The 24,126-nt window shown below is 73.9% G+C and carries 25 protein-coding genes and 1 tRNA gene; 11 read left to right on the top strand and 15 right to left on the bottom strand.

The features are described from left to right. Nucleotides 1–80 precede the first annotated feature (80 nt). The 3 genes from IH25_RS0113990 to IH25_RS0113980 all read right to left on the bottom strand — a co-directional run bounded on the left by IH25_RS0113990 (nt 81) and on the right by IH25_RS0113980 (nt 2,767). Nucleotides 81–1,295, bottom strand: a complete 1,215-nt coding sequence (locus tag IH25_RS0113990; RefSeq protein ID WP_030608449.1) for an acyl-CoA dehydrogenase — start codon at nt 1,293–1,295, stop codon at nt 81–83. Between the two features lie 6 nt (nt 1,296–1,301). Next, complete coding sequence (locus IH25_RS0113985) at nt 1,302–2,324, bottom strand: phosphotransferase family protein (RefSeq protein ID WP_030608447.1); 1,023 nt, start codon at nt 2,322–2,324, stop codon at nt 1,302–1,304. Nucleotides 2,325–2,467: 143 nt separating this feature from the next. Next, entirely contained in the window at nt 2,468–2,767 is a 300-nt protein-coding gene (locus IH25_RS0113980) for a hypothetical protein (protein WP_030608444.1), read from the bottom strand. Nucleotides 2,768–2,852: 85 nt separating this feature from the next. On the opposite strand from IH25_RS0113980, the gene IH25_RS0113975 reads away from it, so the two are divergent. Continuing rightward, nucleotides 2,853–3,803, top strand: coding sequence for an NADP-dependent oxidoreductase (locus IH25_RS0113975; RefSeq protein ID WP_030608442.1), 951 nt, complete (start codon nt 2,853–2,855; stop codon nt 3,801–3,803). A gap of 141 nt (nt 3,804–3,944) precedes the next feature. Then, entirely contained in the window at nt 3,945–5,111 is a 1,167-nt protein-coding gene (locus tag IH25_RS0113970; protein WP_030608438.1) for an esterase-like activity of phytase family protein, read from the top strand. An 87-nt stretch (nt 5,112–5,198) separates the two neighbouring features. Here the strand turns inward: IH25_RS0113970 and IH25_RS0113965 are convergent, their stop codons facing one another. Genes IH25_RS0113965 through IH25_RS0113950 form a run of 4 tightly spaced genes read right to left on the bottom strand, consistent with a single transcriptional unit; the run spans nt 5,199 to nt 7,395 of the window. Continuing rightward, nucleotides 5,199–5,525, bottom strand: coding sequence for a DUF202 domain-containing protein (locus IH25_RS0113965; RefSeq protein WP_030608436.1), 327 nt, complete (start codon nt 5,523–5,525; stop codon nt 5,199–5,201). Beyond that, entirely contained in the window at nt 5,522–5,914 is a 393-nt protein-coding gene (locus IH25_RS0113960) for a YidH family protein (RefSeq protein ID WP_030608433.1), read from the bottom strand. The genes IH25_RS0113965 and IH25_RS0113960 overlap by 4 nt, the downstream gene beginning before the upstream one ends. Nucleotides 5,915–5,935: 21 nt before the next feature. Next, nucleotides 5,936–6,451 carry an NUDIX hydrolase gene (locus IH25_RS0113955; RefSeq protein WP_030608430.1) on the bottom strand — a complete coding sequence of 172 codons (516 nt, stop codon included), beginning with the start codon at nt 6,449–6,451 and terminating at the stop codon, nt 5,936–5,938. 47 nt (nt 6,452–6,498) lie between these two features. Then, nucleotides 6,499–7,395, bottom strand: coding sequence for a DMT family transporter (locus tag IH25_RS0113950; RefSeq protein ID WP_037654932.1), 897 nt, complete (start codon nt 7,393–7,395; stop codon nt 6,499–6,501). 394 nt (nt 7,396–7,789) lie between these two features. On the opposite strand from IH25_RS0113950, the gene IH25_RS0113945 reads away from it, so the two are divergent. Then, complete coding sequence (locus tag IH25_RS0113945; RefSeq protein ID WP_030608424.1) at nt 7,790–8,767, top strand: hypothetical protein; 978 nt, start codon at nt 7,790–7,792, stop codon at nt 8,765–8,767. Nucleotides 8,768–8,900: 133 nt separating this feature from the next. Here the strand turns inward: IH25_RS0113945 and IH25_RS0113940 are convergent, their stop codons facing one another. Further along, entirely contained in the window at nt 8,901–10,298 is a 1,398-nt protein-coding gene (locus IH25_RS0113940) for a GntP family permease (protein WP_030608421.1), read from the bottom strand. A 36-nt stretch (nt 10,299–10,334) separates the two neighbouring features. Next, nucleotides 10,335–10,862 (bottom strand): gluconokinase, encoded by a 528-nt coding sequence (locus IH25_RS0113935; RefSeq protein ID WP_030608419.1) that lies wholly within the window; start codon nt 10,860–10,862, stop codon nt 10,335–10,337. A 140-nt stretch (nt 10,863–11,002) separates the two neighbouring features. Between IH25_RS0113935 and IH25_RS0113930 the strand changes: the two genes are divergently transcribed. Continuing rightward, nucleotides 11,003–11,704 (top strand): FadR/GntR family transcriptional regulator, encoded by a 702-nt coding sequence (locus tag IH25_RS0113930; protein ID WP_030608416.1) that lies wholly within the window; start codon nt 11,003–11,005, stop codon nt 11,702–11,704. Nucleotides 11,705–11,716: 12 nt separating this feature from the next. Here the strand turns inward: IH25_RS0113930 and IH25_RS0113925 are convergent, their stop codons facing one another. Both IH25_RS0113925 and IH25_RS0113920 read right to left on the bottom strand, forming a co-directional pair. Next, nucleotides 11,717–12,736, bottom strand: coding sequence for a hypothetical protein (locus tag IH25_RS0113925; protein ID WP_157846972.1), 1,020 nt, complete (start codon nt 12,734–12,736; stop codon nt 11,717–11,719). 156 nt (nt 12,737–12,892) lie between these two features. After that, nucleotides 12,893–13,270, bottom strand: coding sequence for a YchJ family protein (locus IH25_RS0113920; protein ID WP_030608411.1), 378 nt, complete (start codon nt 13,268–13,270; stop codon nt 12,893–12,895). Nucleotides 13,271–13,383: 113 nt separating this feature from the next. On the opposite strand from IH25_RS0113920, the gene IH25_RS0113915 reads away from it, so the two are divergent. The 3 genes from IH25_RS0113915 to IH25_RS0113905 are packed head-to-tail and all read left to right on the top strand — an operon-like array spanning nt 13,384 to nt 16,153. Continuing rightward, complete coding sequence (locus IH25_RS0113915) at nt 13,384–13,683, top strand: dsRBD fold-containing protein (RefSeq protein ID WP_387876169.1); 300 nt, start codon at nt 13,384–13,386, stop codon at nt 13,681–13,683. Nucleotides 13,684–13,699: 16 nt separating this feature from the next. Beyond that, on the top strand, nt 13,700–15,004 hold the full coding sequence (locus IH25_RS0113910; RefSeq protein WP_030608406.1) for a phosphoribosyltransferase family protein: 1,305 nt from the start codon (nt 13,700–13,702) through the stop codon (nt 15,002–15,004). 9 nt (nt 15,005–15,013) lie between these two features. Next, a complete protein-coding gene (locus IH25_RS0113905; protein ID WP_030608403.1) occupies nt 15,014–16,153 on the top strand; it encodes a CapA family protein in 1,140 nt (379 codons plus the stop codon). Nucleotides 16,154–16,310: 157 nt separating this feature from the next. Here the strand turns inward: IH25_RS0113905 and IH25_RS0113900 are convergent. Further along, nucleotides 16,311–16,398: transfer RNA gene (locus IH25_RS0113900), tRNA-Leu, on the bottom strand. A 217-nt stretch (nt 16,399–16,615) separates the two neighbouring features. Between IH25_RS0113900 and IH25_RS0113895 the strand changes: the two genes are divergently transcribed. The 3 genes from IH25_RS0113895 (at nt 16,616) to IH25_RS0113885 (ending at nt 19,358) form a co-directional block, all read left to right on the top strand. Next, nucleotides 16,616–17,941: a M20/M25/M40 family metallo-hydrolase gene (locus IH25_RS0113895; RefSeq protein ID WP_030608400.1), complete on the top strand. Its 1,326-nt coding sequence runs from the start codon at nt 16,616–16,618 to the stop codon at nt 17,939–17,941. A gap of 188 nt (nt 17,942–18,129) precedes the next feature. Next, on the top strand, nt 18,130–18,363 hold the full coding sequence (locus IH25_RS0113890; RefSeq protein ID WP_030608397.1) for a chaplin: 234 nt from the start codon (nt 18,130–18,132) through the stop codon (nt 18,361–18,363). 119 nt (nt 18,364–18,482) lie between these two features. Then, nucleotides 18,483–19,358 (top strand): chaplin, encoded by an 876-nt coding sequence (locus IH25_RS0113885; protein WP_030608395.1) that lies wholly within the window; start codon nt 18,483–18,485, stop codon nt 19,356–19,358. A 166-nt stretch (nt 19,359–19,524) separates the two neighbouring features. Here the strand turns inward: IH25_RS0113885 and IH25_RS39385 are convergent, their stop codons facing one another. Then, on the bottom strand, nt 19,525–19,713 hold the full coding sequence (locus IH25_RS39385) for a DUF5703 family protein (RefSeq protein ID WP_043407302.1): 189 nt from the start codon (nt 19,711–19,713) through the stop codon (nt 19,525–19,527). A gap of 47 nt (nt 19,714–19,760) precedes the next feature. On the opposite strand from IH25_RS39385, the gene IH25_RS0113880 reads away from it, so the two are divergent. Next, nucleotides 19,761–20,483, top strand: a complete 723-nt coding sequence (locus IH25_RS0113880) for a hypothetical protein (protein WP_030608393.1) — start codon at nt 19,761–19,763, stop codon at nt 20,481–20,483. Nucleotides 20,484–20,577: 94 nt separating this feature from the next. Here IH25_RS0113880 and IH25_RS0113875 read toward each other — a convergent pair whose 3' ends face one another. Both IH25_RS0113875 and IH25_RS0113870 read right to left on the bottom strand, forming a co-directional pair. After that, a complete protein-coding gene (locus tag IH25_RS0113875; protein ID WP_030608391.1) occupies nt 20,578–22,959 on the bottom strand; it encodes a helix-hairpin-helix domain-containing protein in 2,382 nt (793 codons plus the stop codon). Beyond that, nucleotides 22,956–23,939, bottom strand: coding sequence for an aldo/keto reductase (locus IH25_RS0113870; protein WP_030608389.1), 984 nt, complete (start codon nt 23,937–23,939; stop codon nt 22,956–22,958). Before IH25_RS0113870 ends, IH25_RS0113875 begins: the two co-directional genes overlap by 4 nt. Nucleotides 23,940–24,126: the final 187 nt, after the last annotated feature.

Raw genomic sequence — 24,126 nt, 5'->3', positions numbered from 1 at the left:
CGGCCACCTCGGAAGAGGTACGACACCACATACCGGACGCGCGCTCAATGGGTCACGGCACCACGCGTCCGGTGGCGGGGTCAGAGGTACTTCTTCAGCTCCCGGCGCGCCAGCGACCGCTGGTGCACCTCGTCCGGGCCGTCGGCGAGCATCAGCGTGCGGGCGCTCGCGTACAGCTCGGCCAGCGGGAAGTCCTGGCTCACCCCGCCCGCTCCGTGCAGTTGGATCGCCCGGTCCAGAATGCCCACCACCGCGCGCGGAGTGGCGATCTTGATGGCCTGGATCTCGGTGTGCGCGCCCTTGTTGCCGACGGTGTCCATCAGCCAGGCCGTCTTCAGCACCAGCAGCCGCAGCTGCTCCACGGTGACCCGGGCGTCGGCGATCCAGTTCTGCACGACGCCCTGCTGGGCCAGCGCCTTGCCGAACGCGGTACGGGACACCGCCCGCCGGCACATCAGCTCGATCGCCCGCTCGGCCATGCCGATCAGCCGCATGCAGTGGTGGATCCGGCCGGGGCCGAGCCGGGCCTGGGCGATGGCGAAGCCGCCGCCCTCCTCGCCGACCAGGTTGCCCACCGGCACCCGCACCCGGTCGAAGACCACCTCGGCGTGGCCGCCGTGCGAGTGGTCCTCGTAGCCGAACACCTGCATGGCCCGCTTCACCGTGACGCCGGGGGTGTCGCGGGGGACCAGGACCATCGACTGCTGGCGGCGGATGTCGGCGCCGTCCGGGTCCGTCTTGCCCATCACGATGAAGATCGCGCAGTCCGGGTTCATCGCGCCGGAGATGTACCACTTGCGGCCGGTGATGACGTACTCGTCGCCGTCCCGCTCGATGTGCGTGGTGATGTTGGTGGCGTCCGAGGAGGCCACCTCCGGCTCGGTCATCGCGAACGCCGAGCGGATCTCCCCGGCCAGCAGCGGCTCCAGCCACCGCTTCTTCTGCTCCTCGGTGCCGAACTGCGCCAGCACCTCCATGTTCCCGGTGTCGGGCGCCGCGCAGTTGGTCGCGGTGGGCGCGAGGTGCGGGGAGCGGCCGGTGATCTCGGCGAGCGGCGCGTACTGGAGGTTGGTCAGCCCGGCGCCGTACTCGGCGTCCGGCAGGAAGAGGTTCCACAGGCCCTGCCGGCGGGCCTCGGCCTTCAGCTCCTCCACCACGGCCGGGGTGTCCCACGGCGAGGCGAGCGCGGCCCGCTGCTCCTCGGCGACCGTCTCGGCGGGGTAGACGTGCTCGTCCATGAAGGCGAGCAGCCGGGCGCGCAGCTCTTCCGTACGCGCGTCGAACGCGAAGTCCATGTGCGGTCAGCCTTCCTGAAGGGTGGTCAGTCCGTGGTGGATGAAGACGGGAACGAGGTCGCCGATGCGGTCGAAGCCGCGGCCGACCGTCTGGCCGAGCGTGTAGCGGTAGTGGATGCCCTCCAGGATCACGGCGAGCTTGAACCAGGCGAACGCCTCGTACCAGGAGACGGCCGACACGTCCCGTCCCGAGCGCTCGGCGTACCGCTCGATCAGCTCGCGGGGCGAGGGGTGCCCGGGTGCCTCGGCGGTCGTGGAGACGGGGGAGTCGGGCATGCCCAGCGGCCGGCTGTACATCACCAGCAGGCCGAGGTCGGTCAGCGGGTCGCCGAGCGTGGACATCTCCCAGTCGAGGATCGCCCGGATCCTGTCGTCGTCGCCGATCAGGACGTTGTCCAGGCGGTAGTCGCCGTGCACGACGGCCGGGGCGGGGGAGGCGGGCAGGGCGCGGCCGAGCGCCGCGTGCAGCTCGTCGATGCCGGCCAGGTCGCGGTTGCGGGAGGCGTCCAGCTGCTTGCCCCAGCGGCGCAGCTGCCGGTCCAGGAAGCCCTCCGGGCGGCCGAAGTCCGCGAGGCCCACCTGAGCCGGGTCCACGGCGTGCAGCTCGACCAGCGTGTCCACCAGGGACAGCACCGCGTCCCGGGTGCGCTCCGGGCCGAGCGGGGCGAGCTGCCCGGCGGTGCGGTACGGGGTGCCCTCGACGAACTCCATCACGTAGAACGGGGCCCCGAGCACCTCCTCGTCCTCGCACAGCAGCACCGGGCGCGGGACCGGCACCCGGGTCGGGTGCAGGGCGCTGATGACCCGGTGTTCGCGTCTCATGTCGTGCGCGGTGGCCAGCACATGGCCGAGCGGGGGCCGGCGGACGACCCACTTGGAGCGGTCGTCGCAGAGTGCGTAGGTGAGGTTCGACCGTCCGCCCTCGATCAGCCGTCCGGTCAGCGGACCGTGCACCAGGCCGGGGCGCTCGCGCTCGAGCAGGGCGCGCAGCCGGTCCAGGTCCAGCCCGGGCGGGTGGTCGGTGCTCATACATCACTCCTAGGGACGGGTGAACAGGACCCGACTCATGATGCCGACCGGTCGGTATGCCGTCCAGTGCGGGAGCGAAGATCGCGCCGAACGTGACGCGGCCCACGATAAGCCCGCGGGCCGGGCGGGATCGGTCCCGTGCGTCAGTGGTCGTCCCAGTGGTCCCCGTGCTCGGCGTGCCGGTGCCCGCCGTGCAGGTAGTCGACGTGGTCGCCGTGCGGCACCTGCGCGTGCCCGCACTCCTCGTGGTGCACGTGCGCGTGGTCCCGGTGGACCGAGTGCCCGGCCGGCTCGCACTCGTCCCAGTGGCCCGCGTGCTCCCGGTGCAGATGCCCGTCGTGGACGTAGTCCACGTGATCGCCGTGCGGCACCGCGCAGTGCCCGCAGTCCGGCCCGTGACGGTGCGTCCCGTGGGCGGTGTGTTCCTGGTGGAGGGTGGTCATGGCGCTCACCTCCGGGGGTACGGGGTGCTGATACGAGGGGGCGCCCCGGTTGCGTGGCGCCCGGGTACCCCGGAGGGTCGAGGACATGAAGGGCATCAGCTACCGCCGCTACGGCGGACCCGAGGTGCTGGAGTACGGCGAGCTGCCGGACCCCAAGGTGGGTCCCGACCAGGTGCTGGTCGAGGTGCGCGCGACGGCGGTCAACCCGGTCGACTGGAAGTGCCGCGAGGGCCACCTGGACGGGCTGCTGGACGCCGTCTTCCCGGTGGTCCCCGGCTGGGACGTCAGCGGAGTGGTCGTGCGTCCCGGTGCCGCCGTCACCGAGTTCTCCCCCGGGGACGAGGTCATCGGCTACGTCCGCGAGGACTTCCTCTCCCGGGGCACCTGCGCCGAGTACGTGGCCGCGCCGGTGCGCACCCTGGCCCGCAAGCCGCGCACCCTGTCCTTCGAGGAGGCCGCCGGACTCCCGCTGGCCGGCCTCACCGCCTACCAGGTGCTGGTCAAGGCGCTCCAGGTCAAGCGGGGCGAGACCGTCCTGGTGCACGCGGCGGCCGGCGGCGTCGGCTCGCTCGCCGTCCAGATCGCCGCCCACCTCGGCGCCCGCGTCCTCGGCACGGCCGGCGAGGCCAACCACGACTACGTCCGCACCCTGGGCGGCGAGCCCGTGGCCTACGGCGAGGGACTGGCGGAACGGGTGCGCGGGCTCGCCCCCGAGGGGGTGGACGCGGTCTTCGACACCGTCGGCGGCGACACCCTCACGGTCTCCGCGAACCTCCTCGCCCCGGAGGGCCGGCTGGCCTCGATCACCGACCCGGAGGTACGCGAGTACGGCGGCCGGTACGTCTTCGTCCGCCCGGACGCCGACGACCTGACGCGCCTGTCGGAGTGGGCCGACCAGGGCGTCCTCTCCGTCCACGTGCAGCGGACCTTCCCGCTGGAGCACACGGCGGACGCCCACCGGCTCAACCAGGAGGGCCACACCCGCGGCAAGATCGTGGTGACGGTGGACCGGGAGGCCGGGGAGGGCCGTGCGTAGGACGTGCGCCACAGGGCGATAACCGCGGTGCGAAAACTGAAGAGTTGAACGGAATGTCCGCCCGGTCGCAGGGGCCGGCGTGACCGACGTTCACACGAACGGGTAACTGCGCCGGGAGCGTGCGCCGGTCCAAGATCGACCATGCGAACTTCCCTGATCCGCCGCGCATGCGTCGTGGCGCTCATGATGGTCACGACGATGGCGCCCGCGGCGGCGGCCCGGCCCGCCGGTGACACCAAGGCACCCGGGATCGGCGGGCACGCGCGGCTGCTGGGGGAGCGGATCATCCCCCACAAACTCGCCTTCCGCGGCACCACCGTCGGCGGTCTGTCCGGCATCGACCGCAACCCCTGCACCGGCGAGTACGTCATGATCAGCGACGACCGCTCGGTGCTCCAGCCCGCCCGCTTCTACACCGCCAGGATCGCCGTGGACGGCACCGGCGTGCGCTCCGTCGACTTCACCGGTACGCACCCGCTGCGGCAGCCGGACGGCTCGGTCCACCCGCCGGCGAGCGCCCGCGACGGCAAGGCCGTGGACCCGGAGGAACTGCGGGTCGACCCGCGAAGCTGCCGGTACTGGTGGTCGCAGGAGGGCGACCGGCCGGCGTCGGCGGCCGACCCGCTGATCCAGCAGTCCGTCCGGATCGCCGGCCCCACGGGCGCCTACCGCGGCCGGTTCAGCCTGCCGGCCGACTACCGGTACACCCGGGAGGACCGGGGGCCGCGGCGGAACAAGGGGGTGGAGGCCATCACGTTCGGCTCCCGGGGCGCCACGTTCACCAGCGCCCTGGAGGGCCCGCTGATCCAGGACGGCCCGGAACCCGACCTGCGGCACGGCGCCCTGGTCCGGGTGACCCGGCAGGACCGGGCCGGCGCGGTGCTCCGCCAGTTCGCCTACCCGCTGGAGAAGATCTTCGCCGCGTCCGACCCGTCCAGCCCGTGGGCCCCGGACACCGGTGTGCCCGCGATCCTCGCGTTCCCCGACGACCCCGACCGCTACCTGGTCCTCGAACGCACCTGGGTGGCGGGAGCCGGTTACCGGATCCGTGTCTTCGACGCCACCACGCGCGGCGCGACCGACGTGCGGCGCATGTCCTCCCTGGCCGGCCGGGCGGTCGTGCCGATGCGCAAGAAGCTGGTCGCCGACTTCCACGACCTGGGGCTGAGCACCGTCGTCAACACCGAGGGCCTGACCTGGGGACCCAGGCTGTCGAGCGGCGAACGGACCCTGCTCCTGGTCAGCGACGACAACTTCGCCGAGGACGAGGCCACCCAGTTCGTCGCCCTCGCCTTCCGCGACCGCTGACGCGCGGGGGCGGACCGGGGCGGGGCGCTGCCCCGGGGCGCCGACGCGGGTGAGGCCGGAGTTCCGGCGCCGCCGGCGCTCGCGGGGCTACAGCACCAGCACCGCCGCGCACACCGCCAGCGCGACGGCGCACAGCACCGCCGCCGTCGCCCGGCGGGGGGCTAGCGCCGGCGGGCGGGGCGTCGTGGTCAGGGCGCGGACCCGGGAGTGGGCGATCCCGAGGAAGGCCAGCCACAGCGCGCAGCACACCGCGCCCGCGAGGACGCCGGCCGCCGACGGTGTCCCGTGCAGCGCGGCCTTCAGGGCCAGCACGGTGGCCACGGCGGCCGACAGCGTCGTACGCCGCCAGGCCAGCCGGGTCCGCTCGGGCTGCAGGCCGGGGTCCCGGTCCGCGGGCCGGGACCCGGCCGTCACCCCTCCCACCCCACCAGCACGACCACGACCATCGCGACGGCCACCACCGCCACGACCAGGCTCAGCAGCACCGGGAACCGGGAGGCGGGCAGGTCCTCGCCGCGCCGCATCGCCCGCTCGCAGCGCACCCAGTGGTTCACCGCCCGCAGGGAGCACAGCACCCCGGCCGCGAGCAGCGCGAGCGCCAGCCCGACCCGCCAGGCCCAGCGCAGGTCGGGCAGGAACTGGTCCACCGCGAACCCGCCGCCGATCAGCGCCAGCGCGGTGCGCAGCCAGGCGAGGAAGGTGCGCTCGTTCGCCAGCGAGAACCGGTAGTCGGGCGTGCCGCCCTCCTCCCGCACCCGCTCCGGCGCGAACCACAGCCGGATGTTCCGCACGAAGTCGCTCATCCCGCCGACCCTACCGGGCGGTCACCTCCCCGCCCGGAACGCCCGCAGCCGCTCGTACGCCGCCAGCCCGTCCGGCACCCACTCCCAGGTGCCGAGCCGCCGCTCGACCTCCTCCTCGGGCAGGAAGGCGTGCCACTGCACCTCCTCCGCCTGCGGACGCACGGGCAGGTCGCAGCGCACCTCGTACACCGCCGACCACCAGCTGTTCCCGGCGCCGTCGTCGTAGAGGAACTTGAACAGGTACGAGGGTCGCGGCAGTCCGCTCACGCCCAGCTCCTCCTCGGCCTCGCGCAGCGCCGCGTCGTCGTAGGACTCGCCCGCGCCGACGACACCGCCGACGAACATGTCGTACAGGGAGGGGAAGACCAGCTTGGTCGCGGTGCGCCGGTGCACGAAGAGCCGGCCGGCCGCGTCCCGGGCCTGGACGAACACACAGCGGTGGCGCAGCCCGCGGGCGTACACCTCGCCGCGCGGGCGCCGGCCGACGACCCGGTCGTGCTCGTCGACGATGTCGAGGATCTCGTCAGCAGGATTCATGCCCGCCATCCAAGCAGGCCCTCCGCCGGGCAGGACCGGGCACCGGATCAGCGCCGCTGGAGGTCCGGCGTGCCCCGCTCCGCCTCGCCCGCGCCGCACGGCATCGCCGGGTGCAGCCCGAGCAGCACGATGCCCCCCACCACGGCCGCGAGGCCGGCCGCCTCCCCGGCCAGCGCGCCGGTGTCGGTGCGCAGCCGGTCCCCGAGGAAGCCCACCCCGCACAGGATTCCGGCGAGCGGCTCGGCGGCGGTCAGCGCGGGCAGCGACATGCGCAGCGGCGCCGTCTCGAACGCGCTCTGCACCAGCACCAGTCCGGTGACCCCGCAGGCCACCACGCCGTACGGCTGCCAACCCGTGAGCAGTCCGGTCAGACCGCCGTCGGAGAAGCGGGTGCCGCTCACCCGGGTCAGCGCGTCCTGCACGCCGTACAGCAGCCCGGCTGCCAGAGCCAGCAGCACCGGGCCGCCGCTCAGCCGGGAACGCTTGGCGTACGTCGTCATCAGCAGGGCCGCGCCCACCACCGCGCCGATGATCAGCCAGTGCCGCAGCGGATCGGTGACGGCCGTGCCGGCGCGCGGCTCGCCCGCCGTGATGAACGCGCTCACCCCGCCCGCGAGCAGCAGCAGCCCGGCCCAGCCCTGCCGGCCGAGCGGCTGTCCGGTCTGGTGCCGGGAGAGGGCGAGGGCGAACAGCAGGTTGGTCGCGAGCAGCGGCTCCACCAGCGAGATCTCGCCCTTGCCGAGGGCGACGGCGCCCAGCACCATGCCGGCCACCATCAGCGCGAGGCCGCCCAGCCAGCGCGGGATCCGCATCAGGTCGAGCAGCAGCCGGAAGGAAAGGAAGTCCCCGAGCGGCGCGTTCTGCGCCGCGTTCTGCTGGAGGACGAAGCCGAAGCCGAGGCAGCAGGCCGCGCCCACGGCGAGAAGCAGAACCAGAACGGACACGCTGTGTACCTCGATCATCCGGCCGGACCACGGGCGTGTAGTGGCCGACTGTAGCGCTACCGGAACGGCAATGCCCCGGAAGTACCCGGAACCGGGCGGTTGCCGCCATGGTCCGCAACCCGGGCGCGGCGCGCCATGGCGTGCGCCACATCCGCACCGCGATCCCGGGGTGTACGGCCCGGTACCGCGGGACAGACGGGCATGGCATACGCCACAGGAATGTCCCCGCGTTCACATCCGCGACGGGCCCCACCTGCGCCGGGAGAACTCAAATGCCCTTGTGGACAGGGAAGTTGAAGAGATGAACAGCCTTGTTCGGCTTGACGCCACCCTTGGCGGGGGGTTTGCTGTGCGTGATCGGTCGATGGCAGCCCGAGAAACAGGAAGCCCCGCGGTGCCCCCTTCCCCGCCTCTGCTCGGCACGCGCCGGGCCGCAACGGACCCGTCCGACGCCCCCGCGTCCGACGCCCGCGACGCCTTCGACGCCGCTCTCGACGACGCCGAACTGCGCACCGCCCGCGCGGCGCTGGCCCAGGGCCGGCGGCAGGCCGCCCGCTCCCTGCTGGTGCACACCGGCGACGACTGGGACCGCCGTGGCCACCGCCTCACCGTCCTCGCGCGGGACGCCCGCGCCACCGCGTGGGCGGGCGACTGGCTGGCCGCCGAGCCCGGATCCGCCGAGGCCGCCACCCTGCTGGCCCTGGCCCTGGTCCACCGGGCCGTACGCGGCGATGAGGACCCCGGCCGGGCCCGCGACTCCTGCGCCACGGCCGCCGCGCTCGCCCCGGCCGACCCCACGCCCTGGCTCGGCCTGCTCCTGCTGGCCCGCGCCCACGGCCCGGAGAGCGCCCTGCTCGACGCCTTCGCCGAGCTGCGCCGCCGCCACCCCGAGCACCACCACGCCCACCACCTGATGATCGCCTGCCTCGCCGAACGGCCCGGGTGCGGCCGCGCCGAGGCCCACGAGGTGTACGACGCCGCCGAACGGGCCGCCGCCGAGGCCCCCGCCGACTCCCCGCTGGCCGTGCTGCCGGTGGTCGCCTACGCCGAGCGGTACCGGGTCCTCGCCGCCACCGGCCTGGGCCCCGCCGACCCGGCCGCCTCCCGGCACTGGTCCGGCCCCCGGGCCCGGCGCGTGCTGGGCGCCTCCTTCGACTGGTGGCTGGAGTGGGAGCACGACGAACACCCGCGCCGCCTGATCGACCTCAACCACCTGGCGTTCGCCCTGACCTGCGCCGGCCGCCCGGCCGAGGCGGCGTCCCTGTTCCAGCGCATCGGCGACCACGCCACCCCGGAGCCCTGGGCCTACGCCCACCGCGACCCGCTGGCGGCCTTCCGCACGGCCCGGGCCCGCGCGCTCGGGCAGGGATGACGGCACCGGAACGGCGAACCGGCACCGACAGCGGCCAACCGGCACCTGGAACGGCGAAACCGGCCCGCCCCGCCGAGGGGAACCCCTCGGCCGGACGGACCGGCACGCCGTAGTACGGCCGCTCGCCGCGGCCCTAGACGATCAGCGACAGCAGCAGCACCAGGCCGCCCGCGACCACCGAGATGATCGTCTCCATCAGCGACCAGGTCTTGACGGTCTGCCCGACCTTCAGCCCGAAGTACTCCTTCACCAGCCAGAAACCGGCGTCGTTGACGTGGCTGAAGAAGAGCGAACCCGCGCCGATGGCGAGGACCAGCAGGGCCGTGTGGGTGGTCGACATGTCGGCCGCGAGCGGCGCCACCAGACCGGCCGCCGAGACCGTCGCCACCGTCGCCGAGCCGGTCGCCAGCCGGATCGCCACCGCGATCAGCCAGGCCAGCAGCAGCGCCGGGATCGACCAGTCCTTGGAGATGTCCAGGATCATCTGGCCCACACCCGAGTCGATCAGCGTCTGCTTGAAGCCGCCGCCCGCGCCGACGATCAGCAGGATGCCGGCGATGGGCATGAGGCCCTTCTCCACGGTCTGCTGGAGCCGGTCCCGGGTGAACCCGGCGGGCCGGCCCAGCGTGAAGAAACCGACGATCACCGCGGCGAGCAGGGCGATCAGCGGGGAGCCGATGACGTCGAAGACGCGCTGGGTGTGGTCCGCGGGGTCGTCGACGACGATGTCCACCAGGGCCTTGGCCAGCATCAGCACCACCGGCAGCAGCACGGTGGCGAGCGTCGGGCCGAAGCCCGGGCGGCGCTCGAGCTGCTCCGAGGCGCGCTGCGGCAGCATCCGGTCGGGGGCGGGCACGTCCACCCAGCGCGCCGCGACCTTGGAGAACAGCGGCCCGGCGATGATCACGGTCGGGACGGCGACCACGATGCCGAGGGCCAGGGTCACGCCCAGGTTGGCCTTGACCGCGTCGATGGCGACCAGCGGGCCGGGGTGCGGCGGGATCAGGCCGTGCATCACGGACAGACCGGCCAGCGCCGGGATGCCGATGCGCATCAGGGAGTAGTTGCCGCGCTTGGCGACCATCAGCACGACCGGGATCAGCAGCACGATGCCGACCTCGAAGAAGAGGGGCAGGCCGACCACGGAGGCGATCAGCACCATCGCCCACGGCATCGCCCGCCCGCCGGCCTTGGCCAGGATCGTGTCGACGATCTGGTCCGCGCCACCGGAGTCGGCGAGCAGCTTGCCCAGGATCGCCCCGAGCGCGATCAGGACGCCCACGCCGGCCACGGTGGATCCGAGCCCGCTGGTGAAGCTGGTGATGGCCTTGTCGAGCGGCGCCCCGGCGACCGCCCCGAGCGCCAGCGACCCGATGGTCAGCGCCAGGAAGGCATGGAGCTTGAACTTGGTGATGAGCAGAACGATGACGGCGATGCCCACCAGGACGGCGATGCCCAGCTGGGCGTGCCCGGCGGAGGTGATCGGCGGAGGGGCGTCCGCTGCCAGCATCTCGACGCTGAGTCTGGTCACGGGGGTTCCTTGCGGTTACGGGGGATTACTGGGGCGCTAGTGAGAGCTGCCCGCGGTGTCGGGAAGCGCCGCGAGGGCCTGCACGGCACGCTCGGTGATCTCCTCGGGGCCGCCGCTGACGTCCACGGCGACTCCCGCCTCGTCCGGCTGGAGCGGCTGGAGGGTGGCGAACTGGGAGTCCAGCAGCGCGGTCGGCATGAAGTGGCCCTGCCGCTGGGACATCCGCTCCTCGATCAGCCGGCGGTCGCCCGTCAGGTGCAGGAACACGATCCCGGGCGCCACGGCCCGCAGCCGGTCGCGGTAGACCCGCTTCAGCGCGGAGCTGCTGACCACCCCGCCCAGTCCGGCCCTGCCGTGCGCCCAGTGCCCGATGGCGTCCAGCCACGGCCACCGGTCGGCGTCGTCGAGCGGGATCCCGGCCGACATCTTGGCGATGTTGGCCTGCGGGTGGAAGTCGTCGCCCTCGGCGTACGGGACGCCCAGCCGCGCGGCGAGCAAGGGACCGATGGTGGTCTTGCCCGTCCCCGCGACGCCCATCACGACGACGACCTGGGGGGTTCGCATTACTGCCTCGCTGTCTTCCTCGACATCCGACGCCACTGCGGCGTCGCCACACTGAAACCCATTAGGTACGACGAATTCAAGAGACTGTGACATATAAGTCTGACTTTTTATGGCTGTGATCCAGGTCGTACGCTGAGTGCATGAGCACACGGGGCCGGGGGCTGCACGGCCATGTACTGGACACCCTCGGCCCCGCCATCACGTCCGGCGAGTACCCGCCGGGCAGCGTCCTGCGGACCGACGAGCTGGCCCAGCACTTCGAGGTGTCCCGCTCCGTGATGCGCGAGGCGGTCCGCGTGCTGGAGTCCATGCACCTGGTCGAGTCCCGCCGCCGGGTGGGCGTCACGGTCCGCCCCAAGGCCGAGTGGAACGTCTACGACCCGCAGGTCATCCGCTGGCGGCTGGCCGGTGCCGACCGCCCGCACCAGCTGCGCTCGCTCACCGTGCTGCGCTCCGCCGTCGAGCCCGTCGCGGCGGGCCTGGCCGCCCGGCACGCCACGGCCGAGCAGTGCGCCGAACTCACCGAGTGCGCGCTCGGCATGGTGGCCAACTCACGCGGCCACCGGCTCCAGCAGTACCTGTTCCACGACGTGGCCTTCCACCGGGTCATCCTCAACGCCTCCGGCAACGAGATGTTCGCCCGCCTCGGCGATGTCGTCGCGGAGGTGCTGTCCGGCCGCACCCGGCACGAGGTCATGTTCGAGGACCCCGACCCGGCCGCCGTCACCCTGCACGTGCGGCTCGCCGAGGCGGTCCGCGCCCGTGACGCGGTCCGCGCCGAGGAACTGACCCGGGAGATCACCGCGGGCGCCCTCCAGGAACTGGACATCCTCGCCCCCTGAGCGCGCCGGGACTCAGAACTCGGCCCTGGCGAACGGCGCGGTGCCGTTCTGGGCCTGCTGGGCACGGTCGGACAGCATGCGGGCGAGGGAGACGAGCGCCGGCGGACTGAGTTCTCCGCTGTCCGTCCGATAGGTCACCCAGGTGACGACCGTCCCGACGAGCACCCCCGCCTCCGCGTGCTCCCCGTTGACGATCCCCTTCCGGTAGGCGGCGCTCCGGTCCCCCATCGCGGGCAGGGACATGGACGAGTAGACGCTCGTGTCGATGGTCGCCCGGTAGTCCTCGAAGCGCCGCTCGGCGTGGGCCGCGGTGTCGTACGCCTGGACGTAGAAGAAGGCTCCCGCGAGCGGCTGCTCCTTCTCGTACCGCACCGTGGCGGTGAAGGCGGCCCCCTCGCACGCGGTGCTGCAGTCGTCCGGGGTCCCCTCGGTGACCTTGGCGGCCTGGGTCACCTCCCAGCCCGCGGGAAGGCTCCCGGAGTCCGGCAGCACCGCCTCGGCGGTGGCGGAGTCCTTCAGCGCGGTGACCCTCCTGGCGTCACCGGACCCCCCTCCACCGCCGTCGTCGTCGCCGGTGACGCTGTGCAGCACGGTGCGGAACCCGATGACGAGCAGCACGGCCAGGACCACCACGCCCGCCACGAGAGCGACCATCACCCCCTGGGTCCGGGGCAGCTGCACCGGCCCGATGACGATCGTGCTGCGCTGCGCGTTGCCGCCGATGTGGATCGACTGGTGCACCGCACCGGGGCTCCGGGACGGAGCCGCGGCGGGCCGCAGGGCGGTCCACAGCCGGTCGGCGAACTCCGGGTCGGCCTCCAGGGCGAGGGCCAGCCGGTCCCGCACGGCGTTCGCCGCGTCACCGGCGCCGGGCTCGGCCTCGAACCGGTCCAGCGCGCCGCGTCCCTCGTCGGACTGGCCCAGCCGGGACCGGACGAGCTGCCGCACCTCGTCGACGACGGCGCTGCCGGCGCCGGAAGCGATGCTGGTCGTCATGGCCGTGATCGCCATGGTCGCTAAATCCGCTGACATGACCCCAGTCTGGCGTGTTCATGCCCCCAGGGGGCGGGAATCACACACCGTTCCGCCGACGACGGCGGAAGGGGGAGAGGGGCGGGCGGAGTCCCGGCCACGGACGGACACGATCCGCTTCCGCCACGGTCTCCCGTACCCCAGTCCTCCCGCGCCTCAGTCCTGCGGGAACTCCCCGTCCACGTACACCCACGCGCCGGCCACCCGCTCGAACCGGCTCCGCTCACGCAGCGCGCCGCCCCGGTAGGAGGCGCGGAACTCCACCGTGCCCGTGGCGTGGAACGCCGACCCGTCGGCCGTGTCCAGGATCTCCAGCCCCGTCCACTTCATCCCCGGGTCGAGGTCCAGCCGCTCCGGCCGGGTCCGCGGATGCCAGGTGCGCAGCAGATACGCGGCGTCCCCCTTGACGAACGCGCTGTACCGCGAGCGCATCAGCAGCTCCGCGGTCGGCGCGGCGGCCCGCCCCGTGTGGAAGCGGCCGCAGCAGGCGTCGTACGGCTGGGGGAGCCCGCAGGGGCAGGTGCGCGAGGTCATGGCGCCCATTGTGCCCGGGGCAGGGGAGGCGCCCGGCAGGGGCCGGGTGCACAGTGGAAGAGCCGGACCGCACACCGGCGCCCAGGGAGGTGAGGTCGAGGATGACCGGACCCGTGAGCAGCCGGCCTCCCGCCGTCAAGGAGTGGCGGCTGAACGTGTACCTGTCCGAGCACGATCCGGACACCACGGCCCGGATCGTCCTGGACACCGGGGACAACGTCCTGGAAAGCCACGCCGGGGCCCGCCGCAGCCCCAGCGACCGGGCGATGCCGGAGATCGGCGACGAACTGGCCGCCGGGCGCGCCCTGATCGCCATGGGCCGCTTGCTGCTGCGCGCCGCCGACGGCGACATGAAGGCCACCGGGGCGGCCGACACGGACGGCCCGGCCCCGCTCTGGCTGCCCCGCGAGTGAAGGAAGGAGCGCCGCCGTGCGTTTCGCGAACCGTCCGCAAGCCGGACGGCGGCTGGGGGAGCGACTGGAGTACCTCAGGGGCCAGGACGTGGTGGTGCTCGGACTGCCCCGGGGCGGCGTACCGGTCGCCGCGGCCGTCGCCGAGGCACTGGACGCGCCCCTGGACGTCCTGCTGGTGCGCAAGCTCGGCGTGCCCTACCAGCCCGAGCTGGGCATGGGCGCGATCGGCGAGGACGGCGTCCGCGTGATCAACCAGGAGGTGCTGCGCGCCACCGGCGTCGGACCGGACGACCTCGCGGCGGTCGAGGAACGCGAGCGCCGCGTCCTCGCGGAGCGCGGCGCGCGCTACCGGGGCGCGGCACCCCCGGCCCCGGTCGCCGGCCGGACCGCCGTGGTGGTGGACGACGGCGTCGCCACCGGCTCCACCGCCCGGGTCGCCTGCCGTCTCGCCCGCGCCCGGGGCGCGGCCCGCATCGTGCTGGCCGTCCCGGTCGCCCCCCGCGACTTCGCCCGCCGCCTCGGCGAGGACGCCGACGACCTGGTGTGCCTGGACACCCCTTGGGACTTCGCCGCCGTCGGCCAGTTCTACACCGACTTCACCCAGGTCGAGGACGACGAGGTCACCGCCTGCCTGCGGCGGGCCGCCGAACGCCACCGGCACACCGTGGGCGCCGCCTCCGGCGCCCGGGAGGTCACGGTGACCGCCGGCGCCGTCCGGCTCGGCGGACGGCTCACCGTGCCCGACGGCGCCACCGGCGTCGTGCTCTTCGCCCACGGCAGCGGCAGCAGCCGGCACAGCCCACGCAACCGGTTCGTCGCCGAAGGACTGCACCGCGCCGGGCTCGGCACCCTGCTGTTCGACCTGCTCACCGACGCGGAAGAAGCCGACCGGGGCAACGTCTTCGACATCGGGCTGCTGGCCGGCCGGCTGCTGGACGCCACCGCCTGGCTGCGCGAGGAACCCGACGCCGAGGGACTCGCCCTCGGCTACTTCGGCGCCAGCACCGGCGCCGCGGCAGCCCTGTGGGCCGCCGCCGACCCCGCCGCGCGGCCCGCCGCCGTCGTCTCTCGCGGCGGCCGCCCCGACCTCGCCGGGGCCCGGCTGCCCGAGGTGACGGCACCCACCCTGCTCATCGTCGGCGGCGCCGACCCGATGGTGCTCGACCTCAACCGGGACGCCCAGGCCCGGCTGCGCTGCGAGAACCGGCTGGCGGTCGTCCCCCGCGCCACCCACCTCTTCGAGGAGCCCGGCACCCTGGAGCGGGTCACCGAGCTGGCGTGCGCCTGGTTCACCGACCACATGGCGCCCGCGCACGTCTAGGCGGCGACCATGCCGGACGGCCGGCCGCCGACCAAGCCCGAGGGACCCGTCACCCTCTTCCTGGCCGGGGACGTCATGCTCGGCCGGGGCATCGACCAGATCCTGTCGCACCCGGGCGATCCGGCCCTGCGGGAGGACTACGTCCACGACGCCCGGGACTACATCGCCCTGGCCGAGGCCGTGAACGGCCCGGTGCCCCGGCCCGTGGACCCCGCCTGGCCCTGGGGAGAGGCCCTGCCCGTCCTGGCGCGCGCCGCGCCCGACGTCCGGCTGATCAACCTGGAGACCGCCGTCACCGCCGACGGCGGCTTCGTCCCCGGCAAGGCCGTCCACTACCGGATGCACCCGGCCAACCTGCCCTGCCTCGCCGCCGCCCGTCCCGACGTCTGCGTCCTCGCCAACAACCACGTCCTCGACTTCGGCCCCGCCGGCCTCGCCGACACCCTGGACTCCCTCGCCGCCGCCGGACTGCGCACCGCCGGCGCCGGCCCCGACGCGACCGCCGCCTGGCGGCCCGCGGCCGTCCCGCTGCGCACCGGCGGACGCGTCCTGGTCCTCGCCTTCGGCATGCCCTCCAGCGGCATCCCGCACGACTGGGCCGCCACCGCCGACCGCCCCGGCGTCGCCCTCGCCGCCGGGCCGACCACGGCCGCCGCCCTCGACTTCGCCGACCGCCTGCGGCACCACCGGCGGCCCGGGGACATCGTCGTCGCCTCCGTCCACTGGGGGCCCAACTGGGGCTACACCGTCACCCGCGACGAGGTCCGCTTCGCCCACGCGCTCGTCGACGCGGGCGCCGACATCGTCCACGGCCACTCCTCGCACCACCCGCGCCCGCCGGAGATCTACCGGGACCGGCTCGTCCTGTACGGCTGCGGCGACCTCGTCGACGACTACGAGGGCATCGGCGGCTACGAGAGCTACCGCGACGACCTGCGGCTGCTGTATCTGGTGTCGGCCGAGCCCGGCACCGGCCGGCTGACCGGAGTGCGGCTGGTGCCGCTGCGGGCCCGCCGGATGCGCCTGGAGCATGCCACCGCCGCCGACACCGCCTGGCTGCGCACCGTCCTGGACACCCACGCCCGCCGCCACGCCACCCGAGTCGCCCACGGCCCCGACGGCACGCTCACCGTACGGCCACTGCGCTGAAACGGGCCGTGCCGGACCCCTCAGAACCGCCGCCCGCCCTTGCGCAGAAAGACACGCAGCCGGGCCAGCCAGGAAGTTCGCTCGGCTGTTGGTCACGTGCTTGGTCACGCCGCAGCCGGAGAAGCAGAAAGACCCCAGGTGAACTGGGGTCTTTCGCTGGTGTCCGAGGGGGGACTTGAACCCCCACGCCCGATAAAGGGCACTAGCACCTCAAGCTAGCGCGTCTGCCATTCCGCCACCCGGACAAGGTGTCTGTCGTGCGAGATCTTGCCTTTCGGCGGGGTTTCCCTCGCGGCGACGAAGGAAACATTACCAGGCTTTCGGGGGTGTCCGATCACCCCCAGGTCCCGGCCCCGGTCGCGCGTGAACGGCGTGTCACAGGCGGGGCCCGGTCTTGGGCCCGGGGCGGGGCCGGAGAGAGGATGAGGGGGACCACCAGCAGTGACAGCGGGAGGAAGCATCGTGAGCGAGACGGGCACGGCCAGGACCGTCACCGGCGAGGACGAGGTCGTGGACCTCTGCCGCGAGCTGATCCGGTTCGACACCAGCAACTACGGCGACCACTCCGGCCCCGGCGAGCGCAAGGCCGCCGAATGGGTCGCCGAGAAGCTCGCCGAGGTCGGGCTGGAGCCGAAGATCTACGAGTCGCACCCCGGCCGCGCCTCCACGGTGGCCCGGATCGAGGGCGAGGACCCGTCCCGGCCCGCGCTGCTCATCCACGGCCATCTGGACGTCGTACCGGCCAACGCCGTCGACTGGACCCACGACCCCTTCTCCGGGGAGATCGCCGACGGCTGCGTATGGGGACGCGGCGCCGTCGACATGAAGGACATGGACGCCATGACGCTGGCGGTCGTCCGCGACCGGCTGCGCAGCGGGCGCCGGCCCCCGCGGGACATCGTGGTCGCCTTCCTCGCCGACGAGGAGGCGGGCGGCACCTACGGCGCCCGCTACCTGGTCGACCACCACCCCGAGCTGTTCGAGGGCGTCACCGAGGCCATCAGCGAGGTCGGCGGCTTCTCCTTCACCGTGAACGACCAGCGGCGGCTCTATCTGATCCAGACGGCCGAGAAGGGCATGCACTGGATGAAGCTGACCGTGGCCGGCACCGCCGGGCACGGTTCGATGATCCACCGTGACAACGCCATCACCGAGCTGTCGGAGGCGGTGGCCCGGGTCGGCCGGCACAAGTTCCCGGTGCGGGTCACCAAGACCACGCGGGCCTTCCTCGACGAGCTGGGCGACGCGCTCGGCACCGAGCTGGACCCGGAGGACATGGAGGCCACCATCGCCAAGCTCGGCGGCATCGCCAAGCTGATCGGCGCGACCCTGAGCAACACCGCCAACCCCACCCAGCTCGACGCCGGCTACAAGGTCAACGTCATCCCCGGCGAGGCCACCGCCCACGTCGACGGTCGGTTCCTGCCCGGTCACGAGGAGGAGTTCCTCGCCGACCTCGACCGGCTGCTCGGCCCGAACGTCCGCCGCGAGGACGTGCACTCCGACAAGGCCCTGGAGACCAGCTTCGACGGCCCCCTGGTGGCGGCCATGCAGTCCGCGCTGCTCGCCGAGGACCCGACCGCCAAGGCGATCCCGTACATGCTCTCCGGCGGCACCGACGCCAAGTCCTTCGACGACCTCGGTATCCGCGGCTTCGGCTTCGCCCCGCTGAAGCTGCCCCCGGAGCTGGACTTCGCCGGCATGTTCCACGGCGTGGACGAGCGGGTGCCGGTCGACGGGCTCCAGTTCGGCGTGCGGGTGCTCGACCGCTTCATCGACGCGTCCTGAGGCCGCGCCCCGTGCCCTCCCCGGCCGGGGAGGGCGCTGCGCTCTTCGGGCAGTCGTAATTCGGGCAATCGTACGAGACGCGCTGAGACGGGTGAATGCGACGATCAGTTCGTAGCTTCATTAGTTCCTCCTCGTTGCATCTGATGTGATCCCGCGCCTTGGGGTCGCATTGCCAACTAGGAGGAAGAATGATCAAGAAGGTCGTCGCAGCTGCGGCCGCCACCGGTGGTCTGGTTCTCGCGGGTGCGGGCCTCGCCGTCGCCGACTCCGGTGCCCAGGGTGCCGCCCTGAACTCCCCGGGTGTCGTGTCCGGCAACGTCATCCAGGCGCCCATCCACGTCCCGGTGAACGTGTGCGGCAACACGATCGACGTGATCGGTGTCCTGAACCCCGCCTTCGGCAACGCCTGCGTCAACAAGTGACACAGGCTCCCTGAGGGGCGTCCTTTTACGAGCCGTCGGCCCCGGAGCGCGCGCCACGCGCTCCGGGGCCGACCGGCTTCTCGGAGAACGAAAGCACGGAAGGCAGGGGGGAATCCAGCATGCGTGAGGGCACGCGCAAGGGCCTGATGACCATGGCCGCCGCGACCGGCGTGATCGCCGCCGCGACCGGCTACGCACACGCCGACTCGGGCGCCAGGGGCGCCGCCGGGGACTCACCCGGCGTACTGTCCGGCAACACGGTGCAGGCGCCGGTGCACGCTCCGGTGAACATCTGCGGCAACACGGTGAACGTCGTCGGGCTGCTCAACCCGTCGGTGGGCAACAAGTGCGCCCACCACGGCGGCACTTCGGGGAGCCGGCCGGGCGGTCCCGCGGGCAGCGGCTCAGACGGCTCGCGCGCGGACGGCCACACCGGCGGCTCGCCGGGCGTCGGCTCCGGGAACACCGTGCAGGTGCCGGTCGACGTCCCGGTGAACGTGTGCGGCAACAGCGTCGACGTCATCGGTGTGGGCAACGCCACGACGGGCAACGGCTGCGCCGACGACGGCGGGTACGGCAACCCGCCCGCGAAGCCGGGTGGGCCGGGGGAGCCGGGCGGTCCGGGGCATCCGGGGCAGCCAGGGCATCCGGGGGAGCCCGGGAAGCCGGGTGACCCAGGGCAGCCGGGCAAGCCGGGGCAGCCGGGTCACCCCGGCCGGCCGGGCGACCCCGGTAAGCCCGGCCACCCCGGCCACCCCGGCCACCCCGGCCACCCCGGCCACCCCGGTCCCGGCACCCCGCCGGCCCAGCACGGTTCCGGCCCCCGCGGCGGGTCCGAGGCCACGGCGGAGGCGGGCCGCTCCAGCCGGCCGCAGACCGTCGGTCAGCTCGCGCACACCGGCGGTGACGTGCCGCTCGGTATCGCGCTGCCGGCCGGCGCGGGCGCGCTGCTCGCCGGTACGGTCCTCTACCGCAGGGCCCGGGCCGCGCGATGACCGCGCACCGGTGACCGGAACAGGGCCACCTCACCGCGGTGACCGGGACAGGGTGACACCGCGGTGACCGGGAAACGGTGACCGCACAGACGGTGAGCGGACAACGGAGCGGGCCCTGCCATGCCGGCGGGGCCCGCTCCGTAGGTGCCCGGCCCCGGCGCCGGGCTCACCATGTGGCTCGCACCTGGCGGATGATCCGCCGGCGCAGCCGCACCTTGCGACTGCCGTCGCGCAACAGACTCAGTCGGTCCAACTCCCAGTGTCCGTACTCGGCATGATCCGTCAGCAGACGCGTCGCCTCCTTGCGGGAGACCCCGCGAGGCACGTACACGTCGACAAATTCGTATTCCGGCATCGCATCTATTGTGCGGGCTGGTGCCCGGTACGGATAGCGTCTGCACTATGTCTGATGCTGCGCAGCCCACCGCTGCCGAGGTACGCGCCGCCGCCGAGGCGGTCAAGACCGCGCTCGACCGTCATCTGGCTGCGATCGAACGCAGGTCGGGAGAGGACGACCCGGCCGTCTCCGAGGCGTTCAACCAGCTGGCCGCAGCCGCCGAGGCCTACGACGAGCTGCTCTACGACCGCTACGACGAGGTCACGCCCTTCGAGATCCCCGGTGCCGAGGACACGCTGCCGCCGTACGCCGGGCCCGGGGAACCCCATGCGATCAGTGTGCTGATCCGCCGCGACTACACCGTGGCGGAACCCCAGCGGCTGCTGGCCCAGGCCCAGCGGGTCGAGGCGGCGGAGTACGACGACGGCGGGGACGAGGACGAGGCCGCCGGAAGCGTCCCCGGCGCGCTGGGGATCCTGTTCGGCGAGTTCGAACCGGACGAGGTCGCCTCCCGGCACAAGGAGTTCGGCCTGGAGGAGGGCGACTCCACGCTCTGGGTCACGGCGGCGGAGGAACCACCCGAGGCCGGGGAGTGGCTGGCGGCGCCGTTCGAGCACATCGATCCGCAAGCGGTGGTGTGCCGCTTCGACGTGAGCGCCGTCTTCGACGACGACGCCTCCGACGACGAGGACGAGGACGAGCTGGACTTCGTCGAGGACGACGAGGACGACGAGGACGACGAGGACGACGAGGACGGCGAGGAGGAGCCGCTCGACGCCGACAAGTGAGGCGGGTCCGGCGGTGCCGTACCAGGCCCGGCCCGGTACGGCACCGCCGGACCCCGCTCTCCCTCCCGTCGCCGTGGCGTCGGGGAGGGCGGGGTCAGCTCGCCGGCGCCTGCGTGCGCAGCAGGGTCGCCAGGCGCGTGGTGCGGGGCTTGGCGGGGACCTCGGCGACCGCCTTGGGCAGGGCCTGTTCCACGCCGTGCACCACGGACAGATGCCGTTCCGCCCGCCCGAACGCCGTGTACACCCACGGGCGGCTGAGCGCCTGCGGCGCGTCACCGGGCAGTACCACGACCGCCGCCGGACAGCGGGCGCCCACCGCCTGGTGCGCCGTGAGTGCCCAGCCGTGCCGGACGCTGCCCTCGACCCGCTCGCGCGGCACGACGACGGGGGCGCCGGCACACGACAGGTGCAGCCCGTCGGTGTCGGCCTTCACGACCACGCCCGGCACCGTACGGCCCGGCGCGGGGGAGTAGACGATCCGGTCACCGGGGTCGAAGCCGCCGAACCGGCCGGGACCGGGGTTGAGGCGCTCCTTCAGCGCGGAGTTGAGGGCGCGGGTGCCCGCGGCGCCGCCGTGGCCCGGGGTGATCACCACGGTCTGGCCGGCCGGGACGCCGATCGCCCGCGGCACCGAGTCCGCCACCAGCTGCACCGTCCGGTGCACCGCCTCGCCCGCGTCCCGCACCGGCACGATGACGATCTCCTTGCCGGGGGCGGCGACCTGGTTCAGCTCGCCGACGCCGATGCCGGAGACCAGCTCGCCCAGCGGGCCGGGGTCCGGGACGCGGGAGACGGTCTGCGGGCAGACCCCGGCCGCGAGCAGATCCGCGAAGACCCGGCCCGGCCCGGCCGACCACAGCACCCCGGGATCACCGCTGAGCACCAGCCGCGCCCCGTCGGGCAACGACTCCACCAGCATCGCGGCACTCTCCACATCGAGCTGCGGCGCGTCCAGCACGATCAGCAGATCGACCTCCAGAGCCCCGTCCGCGTCCCGCCCGGGCCCTTCGACCCCGGCCAGCAGCCCGGAAACGGTGACGACTCCCTGGGCGCCGGGATCCCCGGCCGGCCGGGCCGGGTGCCCGTCCCCCGGCTGTGCGGGCGCCGCGCCCGGCTCCGCGGCGGCTGCGCCCGGCTCGACCGGAGCTGTACCCGGCCGCCCCGTGGCTTCGCCCTGCCGCTCGGAGGATGCTGCCAGGTAGGCCGTCAGGCGGCCGCGCCCGTTCGGGGTGTGGCAGGCGGCGTAGGCCCGCAGGCCCGCCGCGCGGGCGGCGCCGAGCAGCGCGGCCGGTTCGGCGCGGGCCGCCTCGCCGCCGGTGTGCAGCACCAGGCCGTGTCCCGCGACCGCGCGGGCCAGCTCGGCAGCGCCGCCGGACAGCCCGGCCGTGACCGTCTCCCACGCCTGCCCGGCCTGCTCGGGCACGGAGTTGGCCAGCCGGGCCAGGCCGTCGGCGAGGCTCTCCTCGGCCAAGGCGTACCGCTCCAGCCCGACCAGCACCCGGACCGGCCGCTCCTGCTCCTCGTCGGTGTCCTGGGGCGCGGGCGCGCCGGGCTCCTCCAGGGCGTCCTGGAACACCAGCGCCTCACCCTCGGCGAGCGCGTCCTGCACCGCCGCGTCCGGGTCCGGCACGCCCTGCCGGCCGAGCGCCGCGGTGAGCGTGGGCAGCTCCAGGGCGGTGTGCCCGGCCACGGCCGCCTGCTCCAGCAGCCAGACCGTCAGCGCCCGGCCGCGCCGCGCGTCGTCCGGGCCGCAGTCCGGCCCGAGCAGCGCCCGCGCGAAGCCGTCGGCCTGCTCCGGCCGTACCCCGCCGACCCGGAGCAGCTGCCAGGGGTCCTCCCGGAGCACGGTGCCGGCGCCCTCGCCGAGCACCGCGGCCACCTGGGGGGCCAGGGCGTCCGGCGCGCCGCCCTCGGTCAGCACCGGGCGCACGGCGTCGACGGTCTCCGGCGCGGGGGCGCCGGGCGCGACGGCGGGGGCGGGCTGGGGCCGGCGCACCGGTTCCGGAGCGGGGCGGCGCGGTGCCGGGGCGGGCTCGGTGAACACCGTGGCCACCGGCTTCTCGCCGCTCTCCACCGCCCGGACCGCCGCGAGCAGGTCGGCCGCCTTGCCGCTGAGCTTGGTGCCGCTGGCGATGGGGCCCCTCTTCTCGGCCTTGCGCCGCTCGATCCGCTCCCGCTCGATCCGCTGCGCGGCCAGCTCGGCCTCCGCCTCGGACAGCTCTCCCGCGCCGACCGCGCCCTCCCCGACGGCGCCCTCGGCGCCCTCGGCGCCTTCGGTGGCACTTTCGTCCGTGGCACCTTCGTCCTCAGCGGCGGCGCCTTCCGCCCCCTCGGCCGCGATGCCGTCCTCGGCCCCCTCGGCCGCGCCGCTCTCGGTACGCCCCTCCGTACCCGCGTCGGCGTCCCCCTCCCGTGTTCCACGGGTGTCCGGCGTCCCCGGCCCGGCTTCCTCCGTGGTCTCCGGCTCCGTGCTCACAGCGTGCTCCAGTCGTGATCGGGATAGCGGTGCACGGGCGCCGACACATCGTCCAGCGCCCGGCAGATCTCGTCAGGAAGACTAAGGGCCTCCACTGACAACGCCGCCGTGAGCTGCTGCGCGGTGCGCGCGCCGACGATCGGCGCGGCCACCCCGGGCCGGTCCCGTACCCACGCCAGCGCCACCTGGAGCGGGGTGACCGCGAGCCCGTCGGCCGCCGTCGTCACCGCGTCCACGATACGGGTCGCGGTGTCGTCCAGGTACGGCTCGACAAACGGAGCGAGGTCCTCGGAGGCACCGCGCGAGTCCGGCGGAGTGGCGTGCCGGTACTTTCCGGTCAGCACACCCCGGCCGAGCGGCGAGGACGGCAGCAGGCCCACGCCGAGGTCGAGCGCGGCCGGCAGCACCTCGCGCTCCACACCGCGCTGGAGCAGCGAGTACTCCATCTGGGTGCTGGCCAGCCGGGTGCGGGTGCCCGGCGCCGCGAGCTGCCAGGTGGCCGCCTTGGCCAGCTGCCAGCCGCAGAAGTTGGAGACACCGGCGTACCGGGCCCGGCCGCTGCTCACCGCCAGGTCGAGCGCCTGGAGCGTCTCCTCCAGCGGGGTCCCGGGGTCGTAGGCGTGGATGTGCCACAGGTCGACGTACTCCGTGCCGAGGCGGGCCAGGGAGGCGTCGAGCGCGGCGAGCAGATGGCCCCGGGAGCCGTCGAAGCGGCGCTCGGGGTCGGGCACGCTGCCGGCCTTGGTGGAGATGACCAGATCCCGGCGCGGCACCAGCCCGTCCATGAGCCGCCCGAGCAGATACTCCGCCTCCCCGTCGCCGTACACGTCGGCGGTGTCGACGAGCGTGCCGCCGGCCTCCCAGAACGTCTTCAGCATGTCAGCGGCGTCGTGCTCGTCGGTGTCCCGCCCCCAGGTGAGGGTGCCGAGTCCGATCCGGGACACGCGCAGGCCGGTACGGCCGAGATGCCTCTGCTCCATGCGGGCGAGATTACTGGCCAGAACCGGTGCGATGGGTTGCCTGTGGATAACCACCCCCGAAGGGGACGACCTCCGCGTTCCGTCCACCGGAGGGGACGACCCCCGCGTGCCGCCCGCCGGAGGGGACGGCCCCGCCGTTCCGTTTCCCGAGGCGATGGCCCCCGCCTCCCCGAGGTGGTGGTCCCGG

Origin of the sequence: Streptomyces achromogenes subsp. achromogenes, assembly GCF_000720835.1 — a bacterium.
Lineage (GTDB): Bacteria > Actinomycetota > Actinomycetes > Streptomycetales > Streptomycetaceae > Streptomyces > Streptomyces achromogenes.
Note: the sequence above shows the minus strand (reverse complement) of the source record. Positions and strands in the feature narration are given on the sequence as shown.

Excerpts from the sequence above, each read along its gene's own strand:
- IH25_RS0113990 (WP_030608449.1), bottom strand. The coding sequence starts at position 1,295 with ATGGACTTCGCGTTCGACGCGCGTACGGAAGAGCTGCGCGCCCGGCTG.
- IH25_RS0113985 (WP_030608447.1), bottom strand. The coding sequence starts at position 2,324 with ATGAGCACCGACCACCCGCCCGGGCTGGACCTGGACCGGCTGCGCGCC.
- IH25_RS0113980 (WP_030608444.1), bottom strand. The coding sequence starts at position 2,767 with ATGACCACCCTCCACCAGGAACACACCGCCCACGGGACGCACCGTCAC.
- IH25_RS0113975 (WP_030608442.1), top strand. The coding sequence starts at position 2,853 with ATGAAGGGCATCAGCTACCGCCGCTACGGCGGACCCGAGGTGCTGGAG.
- IH25_RS0113970 (WP_030608438.1), top strand. The coding sequence starts at position 3,945 with ATGCGAACTTCCCTGATCCGCCGCGCATGCGTCGTGGCGCTCATGATG.
- IH25_RS0113960 (WP_030608433.1), bottom strand. The coding sequence starts at position 5,914 with ATGAGCGACTTCGTGCGGAACATCCGGCTGTGGTTCGCGCCGGAGCGG.
- IH25_RS0113955 (WP_030608430.1), bottom strand. The coding sequence starts at position 6,451 with ATGAATCCTGCTGACGAGATCCTCGACATCGTCGACGAGCACGACCGG.
- IH25_RS0113935 (WP_030608419.1), bottom strand. The coding sequence starts at position 10,862 with ATGCGAACCCCCCAGGTCGTCGTCGTGATGGGCGTCGCGGGGACGGGC.
- IH25_RS0113930 (WP_030608416.1), top strand. The coding sequence starts at position 11,003 with ATGAGCACACGGGGCCGGGGGCTGCACGGCCATGTACTGGACACCCTC.
- IH25_RS0113925 (WP_157846972.1), bottom strand. The coding sequence starts at position 12,736 with ATGTCAGCGGATTTAGCGACCATGGCGATCACGGCCATGACGACCAGC.
- IH25_RS0113920 (WP_030608411.1), bottom strand. The coding sequence starts at position 13,270 with ATGACCTCGCGCACCTGCCCCTGCGGGCTCCCCCAGCCGTACGACGCC.
- IH25_RS0113905 (WP_030608403.1), top strand. The coding sequence starts at position 15,014 with ATGCCGGACGGCCGGCCGCCGACCAAGCCCGAGGGACCCGTCACCCTC.
- IH25_RS0113890 (WP_030608397.1), top strand. The coding sequence starts at position 18,130 with ATGATCAAGAAGGTCGTCGCAGCTGCGGCCGCCACCGGTGGTCTGGTT.
- IH25_RS0113885 (WP_030608395.1), top strand. The coding sequence starts at position 18,483 with ATGCGTGAGGGCACGCGCAAGGGCCTGATGACCATGGCCGCCGCGACC.
- IH25_RS39385 (WP_043407302.1), bottom strand. The coding sequence starts at position 19,713 with ATGCCGGAATACGAATTTGTCGACGTGTACGTGCCTCGCGGGGTCTCC.
- IH25_RS0113880 (WP_030608393.1), top strand. The coding sequence starts at position 19,761 with ATGTCTGATGCTGCGCAGCCCACCGCTGCCGAGGTACGCGCCGCCGCC.
- IH25_RS0113870 (WP_030608389.1), bottom strand. The coding sequence starts at position 23,939 with ATGGAGCAGAGGCATCTCGGCCGTACCGGCCTGCGCGTGTCCCGGATC.